This window comes from Pseudarthrobacter sp. PvP004 (assembly GCF_017876035.1).
Taxonomy (GTDB): domain Bacteria; phylum Actinomycetota; class Actinomycetes; order Actinomycetales; family Micrococcaceae; genus Arthrobacter; species Arthrobacter aurescens_A.
In genome coordinates this window covers 3,799,502-3,817,660 of record NZ_JAGINL010000001.1, presented here as the reverse complement: position 1 = coordinate 3,817,660, position 18,159 = coordinate 3,799,502, and the positions used below count along the sequence as shown (strand labels likewise).

Here is an 18,159-nt window from a genome sequence, read left to right as displayed (position 1 = left end):
GGTGTTGGACCTGGTGCTGGAGCTGGAACTGGCGGTGGCAGGGGTCAGCCGGCGGTAGCGCCCTTGTTTTCCCGGACCCGGATGTTCCGCCGGACCCAGATGCCCAGGAGGAGGACGGCGCCAACCATGATGGGGGCGGAGAAGAGCAGGATCCCGTGTTCGCCGGAGGGGTCGTACACTTCGGGGCGTGGCCAGGAAAGGTTGACGACCATCAGTGCGCCATACAGCACGGCCAGGATGTTGACCGGCAAGCCCCAACGGCCCAGTGAGAAGAGCCCGCCCGGCATGGTCTGCCCTACCCTGCGCCAATCGCCCCTGAAACGGCTGAGCAACTGCGGCACCGTGACCATCAGGTACGCCAGGTACACCATCACGATGCACACACTGCAGAGGGTGGTGAAGAGTGCTGAGTTGCCGATGTTGATGGCGAGGATGCCCACAGCCAGGGCGCCGATCGCGATGGACGGCCACATCGGGGTTCCGCGCTGGGGGTGGACCCGCGAGAGCAGGGCGGAGGCTGGAAGTTTGCCGTCGCGAGCCATGGAGAACACCAGCCGCGAACCTGCCGTTTGGATGGCCAACGTGCAGACGAAGATGGCGATTGCCACGTCAACCAGCAGCACTTTGCCCCAGAACGTACCCAGCACGGCAGTGAGTACGTAGGGCAGTCCCTCGGTGGCGAGCCGGCCGTCGTCGAGACTTGGCGCTGCCATCAGTGCGGCGATGATCATGAGTCCGCCGCCAATACCGGAGATAATCAGTGCGGAAAGGATGGTGCGCGGGGCCGTCTTGCGGGGGTTCTTGGTTTCCTCCGAGAGTTCGCCGGCGGAGTTGAAGCCCACCATCACGTATGCGGCCATCAACCCGGACACCATGAAGGCACCCACTGCGCCGAGGTCCGAGGTTGTGACAACACTGACGTCCGCTACTACCCCGGGGCCGCGCTGCGCGGCCGAGAACAGGGCAAGGATCACCGCGGCGACGCCCACAATCTCGCAGGTGACGCCGATGGAGTTTACGTGCGACATGAGCTTCACGCCCAGGCAGTTGATCACCGTGGTGATCACCAGGAGTACGGCGCCAAGGATGACTGCGTTCGCCGCACCAGTGGGGGACGTCAGTGAGGGGTCGCCGCCTACCACTTGGAAGCCATCCCACAACTGGGGGAGGACCACCTGGAGCGCGATGGCTGCGGCGGCAGCAGTGATGACCTGGGCGATGGACATGAACCAGCCGGCGAACCAGCCCACCACCTCGCCGCCCATGCGTCGCGACCATTGATAGACGGCCCCGGACAACGGGTAACGGGCGGCGAGCTCCGCGAAGTTCAATGCCACAAGCAATTGGCCCACCAGTACCACCGGCCACGTCCAGAAGAAGGCCGGACCGGCAAAGGAGTAGCCGAAGGCGAAGAGCTGGAAGATGGTGGTGAGGATGGAGACAAACGAAAAACCTGCGGCGAACGATGCGTAGCGGCCCAGCTTGCGGTGCAGGGTGGGCTGGTAGCCAAGTGCTGTCAGGTCTGCATCGTCGGTGCGGCTGGTCGCCGTCGAAAGGGTGGAAGTCATCGGGTTTCTCCGTGTCTGGAACGGGATGTGGAACCAGCCCGGAGAGGTTTCTGACCACCCGTCCGGAATATCGGTCACTTGATAGTTTTCCAGCGCGGTGTCCCCGCAGCGTTTCGCCTATGTAAAGCCTTGGTTACCGCGTATTTCCGGGGTGTAAATGAAAACTCACCATCTTGGGAGCACCTAATGAAGGGGCCCTTTGCAGGCGCCGCGATGCAAGAATGAAGGGTGACTACAGCCGGACCGGGACGCCCCCGCAAGCAGCAGGCGGTGCGCCCTGGAGCCACCGCCCGTGACGAAATACTGGACGCGGCAGCCGAGCTTTTCACGGGGCAAGGGTTCGCGAACACCTCCACGCGGGCCATCGCCGATGCCGTGGGAATCCGGCAATCGTCGCTGTATCACCACTTCTCCACCAAGGACGAGATCCTGGGTGAACTCCTCGGCGGGACGGTATCCACCAGCCTGGACTTCGCGCGGGCGATTCGTCAGCACTCGGCTGACGCTGTGTCGGCTGTGGCACGACTGCACGCGGTGGTGCTGTTCGACGGCTCCCAGCTCTGTAATTCCCGCTGGAACCTCGGGGTGCTCTATCACCTGCCGGAGGCGAGGGCCGAGATCTTTCAGCCGTTCATGGCAGCCCGAAAAGAACTCAGGACCATCTACTCGGAGCTGGGTCGGGAGCTCGCGCGCGTCTCCGATGCCGACCAGGGCCTGGGAGATACCGCATTCCGGCTTGTGGAGTCCCTGATCAACCTCCGCGCGGACGGACTCATCTCAACGGACTCGGCGTCCACCACGGCAGATACGGTCATGATCCTCGCCGGCCTCAAACGGGAGCTTCCGGCCGTGAGGACTGCCAGTAGAGATCTCATCAGCCGGTTTGGAGACGTACCCGAGCGGGTGCCGTCCATGAAAAGCGCCTAGTAATCAACCTGCCGCTTCAACTTGTTCCCCAGCCACAGCATCGCCAAGCTCACCAGCAGGAAGCCGACTGAGATGGCCACGGCAAACACCACCACGCCGCCCCAACCGCCGGCCCGGGCGGGATCGATGAACCAGTACGGGTACCAGTTGACGAACGCACCGCGAATGAGGCTGTAAACCAGGTAGCCAATCGGGTAGAGCAGCCAATACCAAATGTGCTTGGGGCGCAGGGTGGCCCTGGGCGGTTGAAACAGCCAGTCCGCAACCATCACCACGGGCATCAGATAGTGGACCACAAAGTTGACCCAGGGGAGCAGGGATCCAAGGTCTTCGCCAGCCAGAAGGGCACCAAATACCAGGCCCACCACGGCCATGGCGATGGTGGCAGTGCCCCGAGTGACGTCATCAAGCTCGCTGGGGCGCTTCCGGACCAACACCCTGTAGCCGCTGATCAGGAGCACCAACGCGGCGAAGATGTTGGACAGGTTGGTGAAGTAGCTGAAGAAGTTCCAGAAGTCGTAGCCCATGCCCAGATGAACCGTCAGCTGTGTTCCCACCGCCACCAAGGTCAGAAGGCCAAAGAAAAAGCGTCCCCCGATAAGCACATTCCGTTTGGTCATGCCTCTCATCCTCGCTGAACACCCGGCTCTGGAGGCACCCGACACCCCGGCAGGATTACGTGATCAGCAGTTCCAGCGCCTCAGCCAGATGACCCACTTCGCGCACAGAGAATCCCTCCGGGATAACACCGGCACCGGCCGGGCTCGCCGGAACAATGGCGTGCGTGAAGCCAAGCCGGTGTGCTTCCTGGATGCGCTGGTTGATCCCCGGCACGGGACGCACCTCGCCGGCCAAGCCAACCTCGCCGAAAGCAATCAGCCGTTGGGGGAGTGCCTTGCGGGACTTCGCCGACGCCACAGCCAGTGCGACGGCCAGGTCCGTGGCCGGTTCGGTGAGCTTCACGCCGCCCACGGTTGCCACATAGGAATCATCCTTATGAAGCATGCAGCCCGCCCGCTGCTGAAGTACCGCGAGCAACATGGCGACCCGGGAGCTTTCCAGCCCGCTGGTGGCACGGCGCGGCTGCGAGTTGGCGCTTTCGGCAAGGAGGGACTGAACCTCCGCCAGCAGCGGCCTGCGACCCTCCATGGTCACTGTGATGCACGTGCCCGAAACGGGCTCACGCGTGCGTGAGACGAACAGCCCGCTGGGATCAGCCAGTCCCTCGATGCCGGCCTCATTAAGATCAAAGCATCCGACGTCGTCCGTGGCGCCATAGCGGTTCTTGACGGCCCTCAGCAGGCGCAGACGGGAGTGGCGCTCGCCTTCGAACTGGCACACGACGTCCACCAGGTGTTCCAGCAAACGCGGGCCGGCGATGGTGCCTTCCTTGGTCACGTGGCCCACCAGCAGCGTGGTCATGTTGCGTCGCTTGGCTGCGGCAATGATTGAGGCAGCTACCTCGCGCACCTGGGATACACCGCCGGCGCTGCCCTCCACATCCGCGCTGCTCAGCGTTTGCACGGAGTCCACAATCAGCAGCTTGGGTTCCAACTTCTCCACCTGGCCAAGCGCCTGCCCGAGATCAGTTTCGGCAGAAAGATAAAGAGTATGGGCGACGGCGTCGATCCGCTCAGCGCGCAGCTTCACCTGTGCCGCGGATTCTTCGCCGGTGATGTACAGGACATCCTGCCCGGTGCGTGCGAACTTCGCCGCTACATCCAGCAACAGCGTGGACTTCCCGACGCCGGGCTCCCCGGCCAGCAGGATTACGGCACCTGGAACGAGCCCTCCGCCGAGGACGCGGTCCAGTTCGTCCACGCCGGTGGGCAGGAACGCCGCGGTGGTCCCATCCACCTCAGCGATACGGCGGGCCGGCTCCAAAACCGTTGCCGCCGCCGTCGTGCGCGCTACGGTGGCGCCGTACTCCTCAACCGTTCCCCAGGCCTGGCACTCACCGCAACGGCCCACCCACTTGACGGCCGTCCAGCCGCATTCGGCGCACTTGTAAGCGGGTGTTTTGGATGCGCGGGAGGTCTTGGAAGCCATGGGTTCAAGCGTAGTGGCGGGGACTGACAGTATTAGCCGCTAAAGCGCCGGCAGGACCGCCCGGGCCTCTTCCGGCTCCATCCCGCTCGCCTCCAGCAGGTCCACCATGAGCGGACGGAACAGCATGACCACGGTTTCGCCCTCGAGCCTCTGGACGTCGAGCATCTTGGGATGCAACCGGGCAGCGATGTCCGCGAGCTCGTTGCGGGCACGGCGGAGGTGAACCCTGCGTGTCCCTTCGCTCTGCTCGGAGAGGCCGATGGTCATCTCATCGATCGCAGCAGCGGTTTCCTGCAGGACTTCGGAGATACTGTCGATCGCTTCGTCGGACAACGCGGCATGGTTGATCGCACTGGTGAGGCGCCGCGCAAACACGCGGCTGTTACGCAGCGCAAGATCGATGTACTCCAGCGAATGCTCCAAACCGGCGAGTTCGTCGCGATGCCTCCTGTGGGCTGGTGCCAGCGTCGCAACTTCACCGGAAGCCCGCAAAGTCTGCCGCATCCGGTCCACCAGCGGCTGGCAGTTTCGGCCACGGATCAGGGCATGCCAGGCCTGGGTGGAATCGCTGTCGATCATGGCCTTGGCACATTCACGCAGCACTTCCGCGAGCTCATACAAGATTTTCTGTACGTCCTTGCGGGGCTCCCGCCGCGGATCCTTCGGCACCAGAATGGTCACCAGCAACGCAAAAACGCCGCCGATCACGGCGTCCAAACTTCGCGTGAAAGGCCCGCCGGCCGGCGCCGGCAGCAGCACCACCAGCAACGACTGCAAACCCAGTTGGGTGGTGAAGATCGTGCCGCTGTCCAGGAACCTGGCCAACAGGATAGAGAAGAGAAGAACGACGGCGGCCTGCCAGATCCCGGCGCCCAGCCAGTGAAGCAGCAGGTCGCCCACCACGATGCCCAGTGTGCAGCCAAGGCCTACCTCGATCACGCGACGCAGACGCGGATCGCGGGAGAAGCCGAGCGCTATCAAGGATGAAGTAGCTGCGAACAGCGGCCCTTGATGACCGAGCACGTACTCAGCGAAAGCGTAGGCGCCCACAGCACACACCGTCATCTGGATGGCCGGCGTCAGGGAATTGCGGCTACGGACCAGGCCCGTCCGGACTCTGGCACGCAGGAACCTCTTGCTTGCAGAAAATCCCTTCGCGGCGGCCATGCGTTCCAGTCTATTTGCCCGGCTGGCGTTCCCACGAAGTGCAACTACCGCAGGGCATGTTCCGCTCAAGGTGGCGCGCGCCGCATAACCCAATGGTCCGCCGTCGTTCACCTTCCGTTCACCTTTCACCGCAGGTCCCGTTACCTGCGCTCCTTACCTTCAGTAAAGGAACACATTGGTCCACAGCTCGCGCACGCCGAAATCTCCGTTCGGCCCGCATCGAAGAATCCCTGGAAGGGGCACATCCAAGTGAAGGCAACTCACTTCGGCCGCAACGCGGCAATCGCGGTCATCGCAGCCGGCGCTCTCGCGCTCACTGCTTGCGGTTCAGACAACGCAACGGGCACCACTGGCGGCACCCAGTCGGCAGCCTCCGGCCCCAAGGTCACCGGCACCCTGACCGGCATTGGCGCCTCCTCCACCGGCGCAGCAATGGACGCCTGGAAGGCCGGCTTCTCCGCCGCAAACTCCGGCGCAACAGTTCAGTACTCCCCGGACGGCTCCGGCGCAGGCCGCAAGGCCATCATCGATGGCTCGGCGCAGTTCGCCGGCTCGGACGCCTACCTGAAGGACGAGGAGCTCGAAAGCTCCAAGGCCAAGTGCGGCCCCGAAGGCGCCATCAACATCCCGGTGTACATCTCCCCGATCGCTGTTGCCTTCAACGTCCCCGGCGTCACGGACCTGAAGCTCGACGCCGTCACCGTGGCAAAGATCTTCCGCGGCGAAATCGCCAACTGGAACGATCCCGCAATCGCCGCCCTCAACGAAGGCGTCACCCTGCCGGACCTCAAGGTCACCCCCGTAAACCGCTCTGACGACTCCGGCACCACCACCAACTTCACCGACTACCTCGCAGCTGCTGCTCCCGAGGTTTGGACGGATAAGGCCGCCGGCATCTGGCCTGCAACACTTCCGGGCGAAAACGCCAAGGGCACTTCCGGTGTCGTCAAGGTTGTCACCGACACCCCGGGTGCCGTGACCTACGCCGATGACTCCGCTGTTTCCGGCAAGCTGGGCACCGCGTCCATCAAGGTTGGCGACGAGTTCGTCAAGATCTCCGCCGAAGCCGCTGCCAAGGCCGTCGAAGCCGGCAAGCCCGTTGACGGCCGCGCCGCCAACGACGTCGCCATCAAGCTGGACCGCAAGACCACGGCATCGGGCGCCTACCCCGTAGTCCTCGTTTCGTACCACGTTGTCTGCACCACGTACGAGACCAAGGAAGTTGCTGACCTGGTCAAGGGCTTCGAAACCTACGTCGTTTCCGACGAAGGACAGAAGACCGCAGCTGACGCCGCCAAGTCCGCACCGCTCTCCAAGACGCTGCAGGACAAGGCAAAGGCCGCTATCGAAACCATCAAGGCCAAGGCCTAAGGTTTCCCGGCGGGTTTGCTGAGCCCGGCTGAACACTGAAGTTCCCTGTCCCGCGCGGGGTGGCCGCAGAGCCGCTCCGCGCAGGGCAGGGAACTTAGCCATGTAAGACCAGTTCACTGAGACTGAAGGATCGTGAAGTGACCACCAACTCCCTGACAACCTCCCAAGGCGCAGGACGCGCCGGGGACAAGGTTTTCTCCGGGGCCGCCATGGCCGCAGGGTGCCTGATTCTCGCGGTCCTCTTCGGAGTCGCGTTGTTCCTTGTGGTGCAGGCAATCCCTGCCCTGACCGCTCCGGCTGAGGACATCCAGGGCGGCAACGGCTTCTTCGCCTACATCGCCCCGATTGTGGTGGGCACACTGATTGCCGCCGTGATCGCCCTCGTCATCGCCACCCCCGTGGCAATCGGCGTGGCCCTGTTCATTTCGCACTACGCCCCCCGCCGGCTCGCTTCCGGTTTGGGCTACGTGGTGGACCTCCTCGCCGCCATCCCCTCCGTGGTCTACGGCGCCTGGGGTGCGGCTTTCCTGGCCAAGGAAATCTCCCCGGCCTACGACTGGCTGGCCACCTACCTCGGTTGGATCCCGATCTTCGAGGGACCGGCATCCGCCACCGGCAAGACCATCCTGACCGCAGGCATCGTCCTCTCCGTCATGGTCCTGCCCATCATTACCTCCCTGTCCCGCGAAATCTTCCTGCAGACCCCCAAGCTGCACGAGGAAGCAGCGCTCGCACTCGGAGCTACCCGCTGGGAAATGATCAAAATGGCCGTGCTGCCCTTCGGCCGCCCGGGCATTATCAGCGCCATCATGCTGGGCCTCGGGCGAGCACTAGGTGAGACCATGGCCGTTGCCCTGGTGCTCTCCTCCGGTGTCCTCACCGCGAGCCTCATCCAGTCCGGCAACCAGACCATCGCCGCGGAAATCGCCCTGAACTTCCCGGAAGCCAGCGGTATCAAGGTCAACACGTTGATCGCCGCCGGTCTGGTGCTGTTCGTCATCACCCTGGGCGTGAACATGATCGCCCGCTGGATCATCACCCGGCACAAAGAATTCTCGGGAGCCAACTAAATGTCCGCCACAGTAGTCCGCAAGCGCTCAGCGCTCACCAAGGGCCAACTGCCCAAGTTCGCGCCCTACATTGTCCTGGCCGTCGCACTGATCGTCGGCGCGGCCATCCTGGCGCTCATCGGCTTCAATGCCTTCGGGTGGGGCATTGTCTCCGCCATCCTGTTCGCCGTGGGCCTGGTCTCCTGGAGCGGTGCCGTTGAAGGTGCCCGCAAGGCCAAGGACAAGCTCGCCACGTGCCTGGTGGTTGGTGCCTTCCTGGTTGCGTTGCTGCCCCTGATCTCGGTCATCGTCACAGTGCTGGTCAACGGCATCCCCGGCCTCATCACTCCCGGCTTCCTGGGCACCTCCATGAACGGTGTCACGGGTGCTTTCGACAACAAGGCAGTGGAGGAAGGCGCCCCCGTCCTGGGCGGCATCTACCACGCACTGTTGGGCACCATCCAGATCACACTCCTTGCTACGGTCATCTCAGTGCCCGTAGGCCTCCTCACCGCGATCTACCTCGTGGAATACGGCAACGATCGTCCGCTGGCCCGCGCCATCACGTTCTTCGTGGATGTCATGACCGGCATCCCGTCCATCGTGGCCGGCCTCTTCGCGGCAGCGTTCTTCTTCGCCATCGTGGGCCCCGGCACCAAGACCGGTGCGGTAGCCGCCGTCGCGCTTTCCGTCCTGATGATCCCTGTTGTGGTTCGCTCCAGCGAGGAAATGCTGAAGATCGTCCCGAACGAGCTCCGCGAGGCCTCCTACGCGCTGGGCGTCCGTAAGTGGCGCACCATCACCAAAGTGGTTATTCCGACGGCGATCTCCGGTATCGCTTCCGGCGTCACCTTGGCGATCGCCCGCGTTATCGGCGAAACCGCGCCGATCCTGGTGACCGCAGGCTTCGCCACCACCATCAACAACAATGTGTTCGGTGGTTGGATGGCCTCGCTGCCCACGTTCATTTACACGCAGATCCTCAACCCGACGTCGCCGTCCAACCCTGCTCCCTCGGACCAGCGTGCCTGGGGCGCCGCGCTGGTGCTGATCATCCTGGTGATGCTCCTGAATCTGGGAGCCCGCCTCATCGCCCGTCTGTTCGCACCCAAAACGGGACGCTAGCCGGGCCGACCGCCAGTCATCGGGCGGCACCTTCAAACTTCCACACCCCAAGGAACAAAGGAACACCATGTCTAAGCGCATCGACGTCAAAGACCTGAATGTCTACTACGGCAACTTCCTGGCCGTCGAGGACGTCAACATCAACATCCAAGCCAAGTCCGTCACGGCCTTCATCGGCCCGTCCGGCTGCGGCAAGTCCACCTTCCTCCGTACGCTGAACCGTATGCACGAGGTCCTTCCCGGCGCACGCGTCGAAGGCGAAGTACTTCTGGACGGCGACAACCTCTACGGTCCCGGCGTGGACCCCGTAACCGTCCGCACGCAGGTGGGCATGGTCTTCCAGCGCCCCAACCCGTTCCCCACCATGTCCATCCGAGACAACGTGCTGGCCGGCGTGAAGCTGAACAACAAGAAGATCTCCAAGGGCGCAGCCGATGCCCTCGTTGAGAAGTCCCTGGTGGGCGCCAACCTGTGGAACGAGGTCAAAGACCGCTTGGACAAGCCGGGCTCCGGCCTTTCCGGCGGCCAGCAGCAGCGCCTGTGCATTGCCCGCGCCATCGCCGTGGAACCCCAGGTGATCCTCATGGACGAGCCCTGCTCCGCGCTGGACCCCATCTCCACACTGGCCGTTGAGGACCTCATCAACGAGCTCAAGGACCAGTACACCGTGGTGATCGTGACCCACAACATGCAGCAGGCCGCGCGTGTGTCCGACAAGACCGCGTTCTTCAACATCGCAGGCACCGGCAAGCCCGGCAAACTGATCGAGTTCGCTGACACCACCAGCATCTTCAACAACCCTGGCCAGAAGGCAACGGAAGACTACGTCTCCGGCCGCTTCGGATAAGGGTTCTGCAGGTTCCGGCTTCTATGGGGGGAGTCGGCACAGAACGACGGCGGCCGTCGCCTTGGGGGTACGGCCGCCGTCGTTCTTTCTTGGGTTTACAGGTCCGCGAGGGGCGAGAACGCCAGCTCCAGGATGAAGGCCGCGGCTGCCGTGATCAACGGTGTGGCCACCCAGAACAACAGCACCCTCCTGACCAGGCGCCTGTTGACGGTGTGGAATCGCTGATTCACGCCCGAACCCAGCACGGAGGCGGTCAACGTGTGGGTGGTGGAAAGCGGCAGGTGAAATCCGATGGCGCCGATGAAGAGCATTACGGACGTCAGAGTCTGCGCCACGAAACCGCGCAGCGGATCCACACGAATAAGTTTGTGGCCGAGGGTGTGGGAGATTCGCCAGCCGCCGAACATGGTGCCCGCAGTGAGCATGATGGCGGTGACCAGCAGGATCCACAGAGGCACGTCGCTGCCGCTGGACAGGCCCGCGGCCACCATGGCCAACACCATGACAGCGGCCGTGCGCTGACCGTCCTGGAGCCCGTGGCCGAATGCCACAGCCGCAGTCGAGATGGCCTGTGCCCGCCGGAACCGCCGGTTCACCACGTTGGGTTGGGTGTAGCGGGCAGCCCACGTGACAGGCCACACCAGCAGGTATGCGGCCACGAAGGCGATGACGGGGGAGAGCACCAGGGGCAGGGCCACCTGGGTCAGCAGGACATTGTCCATGCCTCCCACAGCGTTGCCGCCCACAAGGACACTCGCGGCCCCGGCGCCGATGAGGCCGCCGATCAATGAGTTCGTGGAGGATAAGGGAATTCCCCGCCACCACGCGTACACGCCCCACAAGATGGCGGCGGTAAGCGCGGACGCCAGCATGGTGAGCCCACTGGCGCCCTCCGGCAACGTGATCCACGATTGCGTGAAGGCGAGGATAAAGGTGCCGCTGAGCATGGCACCCACAAAGTTGAAGATGGCAGCCAGGAGCACCGCGATTGACGGCGTGAGGGCACGGGTCCGCGTGGACAGCGCGACGGCGTTGGAGACGTCGCGGAAGCCGTTGAGGAACGCGAACCCGGAGGCCAAAGCAACGACGAGGACCAGGAAGGCGATGGTCACGTCATGATTCCTTGACGATGATGCTGCCTACCTGCGTGGCGACCTTCCGCATGTCCTTGGTAACTTCCACCAGCTGGTTGGCGATGTCCCGGTGCCGCGCGTACTGCGTGGACTTCATATCCTTGAGCATCTCGGCCACCCAGATCCGGTGCGACCGCTCTGCACGCTTGGCCAGGCGAAGGATCTCGATCCAGTAGTCCTCAAGTTCGTCCAGGTCCTCGAGTTTCCGCATGGCATCCACGGTGAGCTCAGCTTGGCGGCTGATGATCTCCAGCTGGTCTGCAGCACGCTTGGGCAGGCGATCCAGTTTGTAGAGCGCCACGAGGTCTCCGGCAGCATCAAGCTTCTCCATGGCCTCATTGAGGTGGCGGGACAGTGTGTACATGTCCTCGCGGGGGAGGGGGTTCACGAAGCTGGTGCGCATGTGAGTCAGCAGCGCGAAGTGGAGGTCCAGGGACTTGGACTCGTGCTCGTGCAGTTCTTCTGCGAGGCGCTGGTGCTCACTGGCAGGCGCGCCAAGGATTTCGGAGAGCGTTCCAGTAGCGGCAACAATGACGCCGGCCATCTGCGCGAGCAGTACGAGCCCGGCAGGTTCCTGGGGAAAAAGGCGCAGCTTCATTTCGCTTCCGGGCTGGGGACGGGCGGGCGGCGGGCGGCTTGACTTGACGCAGCCCATTTCGATCCCAACTTTACCGGTCCGGCGACGACGCTTGGAAAGCGACCGGGAGCGTGGCGGGCAGTTGTCCCCATCGCTGAGCGTGGGGAATCGTGCAATGCTGGTCACACACCGAATTAATCCAATCAATGGGGGAATTGTGCGTCTCAACAATGTAGTGAAAATCACCAGCCTCGCGGCGGCTGGCCTGCTGGCACTGACCGCCTGTGGCGGAGCAACGGCGGGCTCGACGACGGGTGGTTCCGAGTCGTCGTCGTCTTCGTCTGCGTCAGCATCGCCCTCAGCGTCCGCCTCCCCGTTGGCCTCGACGTCGTCGGAAGGTGCCGGGACCTCCTCGGGCTCGTACAAGGTGGCGGCCTGGGCGTTGCCCATCTCTGAGGCGGGGGACAAGCTGGGCAGCCTCAAGGGCGAGAGCTTCAGCGTGGACATCTACCAGGTGGCCACCGACGTGGCGTCCAAGGACAGCATGTTCGTGGACAAGGAAACCAAGGAAAACCTGCTCAAGAAGGGCGACCCCGTGGTGTACCTGAACTACGTGGTCACCAACACCTCGTCCGCAGACATTCCCCTGAGCCACTCGCTGGTCACTCCAAAGGCCAAGTACTTGGACTGGAAGTACCTCGGCGGCATGCCCTCGGATTCCAGCAGCGACGGGTACAAGAAGCACGGGCTGAGCAGCACCGGAACCAAGCTCAAGGAGAAGGCCCCGTTCGTGCTGAAGCCGGGTGAGTCCTTCAATATCGCTGAAAACTTCGGCTATACCGCGGGCAAGGAAACTGAAATCTCGGCCACCATGACGCCCCAGGATGCCGCCGGCGACCTTGATCACGACAAGAAGGACAAGGCGGAAACCACTGTCACGCTGAAGTAGTCCTGCTGGTCTGCCCGGGTCCGCCTCAGCGCCGGCCCGGGCAAACTGCGTCAGGGCATAAAAATGGTGCCGAACCGGATACGCCTCTCGGCGGTAGGCCGCTCGAAGCGGCTGTAAGTTGAAGCCCGGGGGTTTCGCGGTTCGACACCAGTTTTAGTTTTCACCGTCAGGCGGGCTAAGTCAACATTGACAGGCCGGGCCCAACGTGGGTACGTTTCGCCTCTTTTGCTGCTTAGTCGAGCTCTCCCAGGCGCCACGCGTTGGCCGCATGCTCGAGGTCTTCGGCCGTCTTCACCAGCTGGTGCGAATTGCGTGTGAGCTTGCTGGCGTGGCCTTCATTGCTGTGTTCAGCACCGTCGGCGAGGGTCGCCTGGCCGAGCGCCACTACCCGGCAGAATGCGGCGGAACGTTCCAGCGCGACGTCGAACTCGCCGTCGAAGGCGCCGGACAAAATGGCGTCGGCCATGGTCTTCATTTCATCTGCTCCCGGCGGCTCAGCTGCGCCGGCCACCACGTTGGAAACCTGCGCGGTGTCGCGTCCGGCCCTGAAATAGACCGAGATTTTCTCGGGGTTCTGGATGGTGGCGGCGCGGAGGGCGTAAAGCCTCCAGAGCGCGCCCGGAAGGCTTCGCGCGGGGCTCTCAGCCCACATCTCGGCGATGGCTTCAAGGCCCTGTTCGTCGGCCAGTTTCACCAGCCGGCGCGTGACCTTGGGGTCGTCGCTGTCGCGGCCCCGTCTGACGAGGGCTTGTGCCGCGAGGTGCGCGGCCTCGGAAACGCGCGCGGGGTCAGCCCCACCTGCGAACGGTTCGAAATCGATGGGCGCGAAGGGCTTGGGCTTGTGGTGCCTGTTTGCTCCGCCGTACGCACGTGATCCTGGCTGTTCGCTCATGACTTCACCGTACTCCTGTGCTCTGGTGGGGTCGAGTAACGGTTGCCGGGCCGGTTGTTCCTGTACCTCTGTGCCGCCACCACTTACTTTGCCGCCGCATCACGCGCGACACGCCGCTACGGCCGCGCGTCGCCGTCGAACCTGTTCCCAAAGTGGGTGACGACGGCGCATGTCACCTTGAGTTCCTTGTCTGCCTTGACGTTGGGGTACAGTATTCATGGCTGTTTCTACAGCTGGAGGGGCCTTTAGCTCAGTTGGTAGAGCATCGGACTTTTAATCCGTGGGTCGTGGGTTCGATCCCCACAGGGCCCACCCTCCTAGGCAGGCCGGAGACGTTGAGTCTCCGGCCTGTTTTTTGTTTTGGCCCGGACCCCCGGACGCCCCGACCCCCGTCAACGGACAATTCACCTCCGCACGCAGGGGTGAATTGTCCGTTGGGCGGGGTTCCCCGAAAAAACTTCTTGACTCGCACCCCTCGACCCCGCCAGCATGGTTTCTATAACGTTGTAGAAATCGGCAAAGAACCAGCAGAAAAGGACCCCACCCTTTGGGAAACCAAGAAAACCCCACGGCTAAAATCACCATCGACCCCGCCTTCGTCGTCGGGCCTGTCAGGAGGAAGACTTTCGGCGCTTTCGTGGAGCACCTGGGCCGCTGCGTCTACACGGGCATCTTTGAGCCGGAGCACCCCAAGGCCGACGAGGACGGGTTCCGCACGGACGTCCTTGAGCTCACCAAGGAACTCGGCGTCTCCACGGTCCGCTACCCGGGCGGCAACTTCGTCTCGGGCTATCGCTGGGAAGACGGGGTAGGGCCCAAGGGGGACCGCCCCACGCGCCTCGACCTCGCCTGGCACTCCAGCGACCCCAATCTGGTGGGCGTGGACGAGTTCGCCAAATGGTCGGAGAAAGCCGGGGTTGAGCCCATGATGGCCGTCAACCTCGGCACAAGAGGAACCCAGGAAGCCCTTGACCTGCTGGAATACTCCAATATCAAGGGTGGAACGGCCCTGTCCGAACAGCGCAAGGCGAATGGCGCCGTCGAACCTCACAACATCAAGATGTGGTGCCTCGGGAACGAGATGGACGGCTTCTGGCAGATCGGCCACAAGAAGGCCGGCGAGTATGCACGGGTCGCCGCCGAAACCGCGCGGGCCATGCGCATGGTCAACCCGGATCTGGAGCTGGTGGCGTGCGGAAGCTCGGCACCCACCATGCCCACGTTCGGCGAATGGGAACGCGTGGTCCTCAACGAGACCTACGAACTGGTGGACCTGATTTCGGCGCACCAGTACTTCGAGGACTTCGGAGACCTGCAGGAGCACTTGTCCGCAGGGCACCGCATGGAGGCGTTCATCAAGGATCTGGTGTCGCACATTGACCATGTGAAGTCGGCCATCAAGTCACAAAAGCAGGTCAACATTTCCTTCGATGAATGGAATGTCTGGCACATGTCCCGCGACGAGTCCAAGGCGCCCACGGGGGATGACTGGCCGGTGGCGCCGGTGCTCCTCGAGGACCGCTACACGGTGGCTGACGCCGTGGTGGTGGGCGACCTGCTGATCACGCTGCTGCGGAACACGGACCGCGTCCACTCCGCCAGCCTCGCGCAGCTGGTCAACGTCATAGCACCGATCATGACCGAGCCGGGCGGCCGCGCGTGGAAGCAGACCACGTTCCACCCGTTCGCGCTCACCTCGCAGCACGCCGCAGGCACGGTGCTCAATCTCGCCGTCGAGTCCCCGCAGCTGGACAGCGAAAAGACGTCTGGCTTCACCGCGTTGTCAGCGGTGGCGACCTACGACGCAGAAGCCAACGAGGCCGTGGTCTTCGCCGTGAACCGTTCAGCGACGGACGCGCTGACGCTGGATGCCGCCGTCGGAAGCTTGAACCCGGCGCGCGTGATCGAGGCCGTCACCTACACGAACAAGGACCCCTACTGGCAGGCAACCGCTGACGATTCGACGTCGGTCCTGCCGTCCGAAAACGTCAGTGTAAAGCTCGACGGCGGCCGCCTCACCACCGAGCTTCCGGCCGTGAGCTGGAGCATGATCCGCCTGGCTCTCAACTCCTAGGCAATAGCCTGCGAACCGTCCCGGAAGATCGGAAACGCCGACATTGGTGTGACGGTGGCTGCCGTGGTCGGTTCCGGTGCCTGCGTTGCAGGTGCCGGAGCCGGCTCGTCGAGCGTCACGATCTCCATTGACTCCATGTCCAGCAGCCGGCGGCTTCCTGTTTCATCCTGGAGCCAGAACAACTCGGTGCCCGCCACTGTCTTGACCACGGTGCCCCGGTGATAGAGGCGGCCGTTGTGCCACGCCTCGATGTACTGGCCCGGGTTCAGCGCGTGCGGCTCATCTTGGCTGCCAGGCAAAGTACCGAAAGCCTGCGCCAGGCTGGCCTGTGTTTTCAACGCCTGAAAAAGATCCCTGTTTGCGATGGTCATATCTGCCCCCTCTACTCTCGCCGTCCTTGGCCCCAGCATTGCGCATCTTTGTTGCGGGGCTGTTGCAAGGGGATGAGCGATGTGTGACGGCATGCGGGGCACTCGGGCTCAGGGTGTTTCAGGGTCCTCAGATGCCGGGGGATCATCCTGGGGGAGCTCATCCGCGTAGGGTGCGCGTGGGCCGCCGTGGTTGTTCAGGAGATCATTGGCGGCCATGGCCAGCAGGTCGCGTTCGAGTTCCGGGATGGAGAGCATGCCCTGCAGGTAGGCCTCCACCTCGTACTCACCCACGGACCCGCCGATACTGAAGTAATACAGCCAGAGGTTGCCGATGTTGATGCCCGCAGCATCGATCGCGGCTCGGAGTTTGCTCCGTTGCTCGGGTTCGTTGATGTCGAAGCCCATGTCCGGCGCCCTAGTTCTTGTCTGCCGGGATCCCGGCGACCATCTCGGCGCTGATGTGGTGCAGTGAACTGCCGTGATCGCGGGTGTGTTTCAGGAGGCGCTGGAGAGCAAGCTCGTGGGGGATCCCGTGACGTTCCATGAGCATGCCACAAGCACGGTTGACCAGGTCCCGGCTTTGGAGGGCTGACTGCAGGCCCTCGCTGATGCGCTTGGGAGTCTCGGCACTTTGGATATGGGACAGAAGGGTGGCCGCGGGGGAAGCGAAGAGTTCCAAGAGGTTGGCGGTTTCGGTGTCATAAGCAGCCGGCTCCGGTGAATAGACCTTGATGGTGCCAAAGCTCTGTCCGCCTGCCATAAGGGGAGCGCTGATCACTGACCTGATGGGGAGGCTGCTCACTGCCGCACTCCACTGGGCCCAACGGGAATCATCGCTGAGATCGTGGACCAACACCGTCTCTTCGGTGGCCCACGCCGTCAGGCAAGGACCTTCGCCCAACTCGTACTGGAGGAAATCCGCCTGTTCCACTACGGAGTCCGTGAAACCCCGGCTGGTCCGGCGGCCCTGGGAATCGAGGATGGACACCCCGGCGCCAATGGTTCCGGGAACGGACTCCCTGATGGCCTGGGAAAGGTTTTGGACAGCGTGGTCCACCTTTTCCTCGGTCAGGAGGAGGCCCAGGATCCTGCCAATGGCGGTGGAGAGTTCGTCCAGAGGAAGTTGCTTCTTCGTCATGGTTTTCTCTCCGGCCCTTCGTGTCGGCTGGCCGACATGACAATTTCAGCGGTCCTTTGAAGTCCGCCTCAGGCTTCCAGCCTAGTGGTTCCCGCCAAGCAAAGATCGGACCAAATGGGGGATCTTATTCCTCAAATGAGATCAAAGTCTCTTGGTCGCCCGCGACACCTGCGATGACAGTTGCCGCCACACTGCGGAGCTTGATATTCCGGTGGCTCGAAGCTTTGACCAGGATCTGGAACGCGGCTTCACGGCTACAGCGGTTCTGCCCCATGATGATTCCGACGGCGGTATCGATCGTGGTGCGGGACTCCAACGCCGCGGTGAGGTTCTCACGCGCATCCCGCAGCTGGGCCATCTTCAACGCGAGGCGAAGCGACTTTGCAGCTGTAGCGGTGACGCGTTCAGCGGCTTGGATGTCCTCCTGGGAGAACCCGTGAGGACGCGTGGAATACAGGTTCACAACGGCTTCGCCGGTGCCCTGCAGTTCCATGGGAAGCGCCAGGATTGATCGCACTTTCATGGCCCTAACAGCCGTCATATAGGAGTGCCAGCGTTCCTCCGTGTTTACGTCAGGGACGTGCGAGACGGTGCGGGTCCGCAGAGCGGTGAGGCAGGGGCCGTCACCGAAGCTGTTCTGCATCTTGTCCAACTTCCGCGCCAAGGCGTCGCTGTCCGCGATGGTTACGGGTTTTTTCTGCCGGACAACGGTGACTCCGCAAGCGATAGTGTTCCCGATCCTGGTCAACTTCGCAGCAGTCATTTCGGCAAGGTCCTGAAGGAACTCACGGATATCCTCGTTTTCCACGAGGATATCCTGCAAACGCACCAGAAAGTCCGTCAGATCCGCGGTGTCCTGCTGGCGCTGCCCGTTGGGAGGGCTTCCGATGTGGTGCGATGGCTGAGTCTCAGTCATTTCCCG

At 63.2% G+C, this 18,159-nt stretch carries 18 protein-coding genes and 1 tRNA gene; 8 read left to right on the top strand and 11 right to left on the bottom strand.

What is annotated here, in order from left to right; genetic code table 11:
* Window positions 1-44: 44 nt before the first annotated feature.
* Window positions 45-1,568 carry an amino acid permease gene (locus J3A64_RS17295; RefSeq protein ID WP_210065087.1) on the bottom strand — a complete coding sequence of 508 codons (1,524 nt, stop codon included), beginning with the start codon at window positions 1,566-1,568 and terminating at the stop codon, window positions 45-47.
* A gap of 228 nt (window positions 1,569-1,796) precedes the next feature.
* On the opposite strand from J3A64_RS17295, the gene J3A64_RS17290 reads away from it, so the two are divergent.
* Window positions 1,797-2,495 carry a TetR/AcrR family transcriptional regulator gene (locus tag J3A64_RS17290; protein ID WP_210065085.1) on the top strand — a complete coding sequence of 233 codons (699 nt, stop codon included), beginning with the start codon at window positions 1,797-1,799 and terminating at the stop codon, window positions 2,493-2,495.
* Here the strand turns inward: J3A64_RS17290 and J3A64_RS17285 are convergent.
* The 3 genes from J3A64_RS17285 to J3A64_RS17275 are packed head-to-tail and all read right to left on the bottom strand — an operon-like array spanning window position 2,492 to window position 5,711.
* Window positions 2,492-3,115, bottom strand: coding sequence for a Pr6Pr family membrane protein (locus J3A64_RS17285; protein ID WP_011772962.1), 624 nt, complete (start codon window positions 3,113-3,115; stop codon window positions 2,492-2,494). The genes J3A64_RS17290 and J3A64_RS17285 overlap by 4 nt on opposite strands.
* Before the next feature lie 55 nt (window positions 3,116-3,170).
* Window positions 3,171-4,544 (bottom strand): DNA repair protein RadA, encoded by a 1,374-nt coding sequence (gene radA, locus J3A64_RS17280; RefSeq protein WP_210065084.1) that lies wholly within the window; start codon window positions 4,542-4,544, stop codon window positions 3,171-3,173.
* A gap of 39 nt (window positions 4,545-4,583) precedes the next feature.
* Window positions 4,584-5,711, bottom strand: a complete 1,128-nt coding sequence (locus tag J3A64_RS17275) for an aromatic acid exporter family protein (RefSeq protein WP_043469597.1) — start codon at window positions 5,709-5,711, stop codon at window positions 4,584-4,586.
* Between the two features lie 249 nt (window positions 5,712-5,960).
* Here J3A64_RS17275 and pstS point away from each other — a divergent pair, with 249 nt between their 5' ends.
* The 4 genes from pstS (at window position 5,961) to pstB (ending at window position 10,103) form a co-directional block, all read left to right on the top strand.
* Window positions 5,961-7,082, top strand: a complete 1,122-nt coding sequence (pstS, locus tag J3A64_RS17270) for a phosphate ABC transporter substrate-binding protein PstS (protein WP_011772965.1) — start codon at window positions 5,961-5,963, stop codon at window positions 7,080-7,082.
* Between the two features lie 137 nt (window positions 7,083-7,219).
* Window positions 7,220-8,152, top strand: a complete 933-nt coding sequence (pstC, locus tag J3A64_RS17265; protein WP_017197022.1) for a phosphate ABC transporter permease subunit PstC — start codon at window positions 7,220-7,222, stop codon at window positions 8,150-8,152.
* The gene (gene pstA, locus J3A64_RS17260) at window positions 8,153-9,256 is read left to right on the top strand and encodes a phosphate ABC transporter permease PstA (RefSeq protein WP_011772967.1); all 1,104 of its coding nucleotides are present in this window, start codon (window positions 8,153-8,155) and stop codon (window positions 9,254-9,256) included.
* Window positions 9,257-9,323: 67 nt separating this feature from the next.
* On the top strand, window positions 9,324-10,103 hold the full coding sequence (pstB, locus tag J3A64_RS17255) for a phosphate ABC transporter ATP-binding protein PstB (protein WP_011772968.1): 780 nt from the start codon (window positions 9,324-9,326) through the stop codon (window positions 10,101-10,103).
* Between the two features lie 95 nt (window positions 10,104-10,198).
* Here the strand turns inward: pstB and J3A64_RS17250 are convergent, their stop codons facing one another.
* A complete protein-coding gene (locus tag J3A64_RS17250; RefSeq protein ID WP_014920402.1) occupies window positions 10,199-11,215 on the bottom strand; it encodes an inorganic phosphate transporter in 1,017 nt (338 codons plus the stop codon).
* A 1-nt stretch (window position 11,216) separates the two neighbouring features.
* On the bottom strand, window positions 11,217-11,834 hold the full coding sequence (locus tag J3A64_RS17245; RefSeq protein ID WP_043469600.1) for a DUF47 domain-containing protein: 618 nt from the start codon (window positions 11,832-11,834) through the stop codon (window positions 11,217-11,219).
* Between the two features lie 196 nt (window positions 11,835-12,030).
* Between J3A64_RS17245 and J3A64_RS17240 the strand changes: the two genes are divergently transcribed.
* Complete coding sequence (locus J3A64_RS17240) at window positions 12,031-12,762, top strand: hypothetical protein (protein WP_043805676.1); 732 nt, start codon at window positions 12,031-12,033, stop codon at window positions 12,760-12,762.
* A 232-nt stretch (window positions 12,763-12,994) separates the two neighbouring features.
* On the opposite strand, the gene J3A64_RS17235 is transcribed toward J3A64_RS17240, so the two are convergent.
* The gene (locus tag J3A64_RS17235; RefSeq protein WP_011772972.1) at window positions 12,995-13,654 is read right to left on the bottom strand and encodes a hypothetical protein; all 660 of its coding nucleotides are present in this window, start codon (window positions 13,652-13,654) and stop codon (window positions 12,995-12,997) included.
* Window positions 13,655-13,893: 239 nt separating this feature from the next.
* Here J3A64_RS17235 and J3A64_RS17230 point away from each other — a divergent pair.
* Together J3A64_RS17230 and J3A64_RS17225 are read left to right on the top strand one after the other, a co-directional pair.
* A tRNA-Lys gene (locus J3A64_RS17230) sits at window positions 13,894-13,966 on the top strand.
* Window positions 13,967-14,201: 235 nt separating this feature from the next.
* Complete coding sequence (locus J3A64_RS17225) at window positions 14,202-15,728, top strand: alpha-N-arabinofuranosidase (RefSeq protein ID WP_210065082.1); 1,527 nt, start codon at window positions 14,202-14,204, stop codon at window positions 15,726-15,728.
* On the opposite strand, the gene J3A64_RS17220 is transcribed toward J3A64_RS17225, so the two are convergent.
* From J3A64_RS17220 to J3A64_RS17205, 4 genes are all read right to left on the bottom strand, one after another.
* Window positions 15,725-16,099 carry a hypothetical protein gene (locus J3A64_RS17220; protein WP_011772974.1) on the bottom strand — a complete coding sequence of 125 codons (375 nt, stop codon included), beginning with the start codon at window positions 16,097-16,099 and terminating at the stop codon, window positions 15,725-15,727. The two genes, J3A64_RS17225 and J3A64_RS17220, sit on opposite strands and share 4 nt — an antisense overlap.
* A 108-nt stretch (window positions 16,100-16,207) precedes the next feature.
* On the bottom strand, window positions 16,208-16,504 hold the full coding sequence (locus J3A64_RS17215; protein WP_011772975.1) for a hypothetical protein: 297 nt from the start codon (window positions 16,502-16,504) through the stop codon (window positions 16,208-16,210).
* Window positions 16,505-16,514: 10 nt separating this feature from the next.
* Window positions 16,515-17,237, bottom strand: coding sequence for a GAF and ANTAR domain-containing protein (locus J3A64_RS17210; RefSeq protein WP_210065080.1), 723 nt, complete (start codon window positions 17,235-17,237; stop codon window positions 16,515-16,517).
* Window positions 17,238-17,361: 124 nt separating this feature from the next.
* Window positions 17,362-18,153, bottom strand: coding sequence for a GAF and ANTAR domain-containing protein (locus J3A64_RS17205; protein ID WP_210065078.1), 792 nt, complete (start codon window positions 18,151-18,153; stop codon window positions 17,362-17,364).
* Window positions 18,154-18,159: the final 6 nt, after the last annotated feature.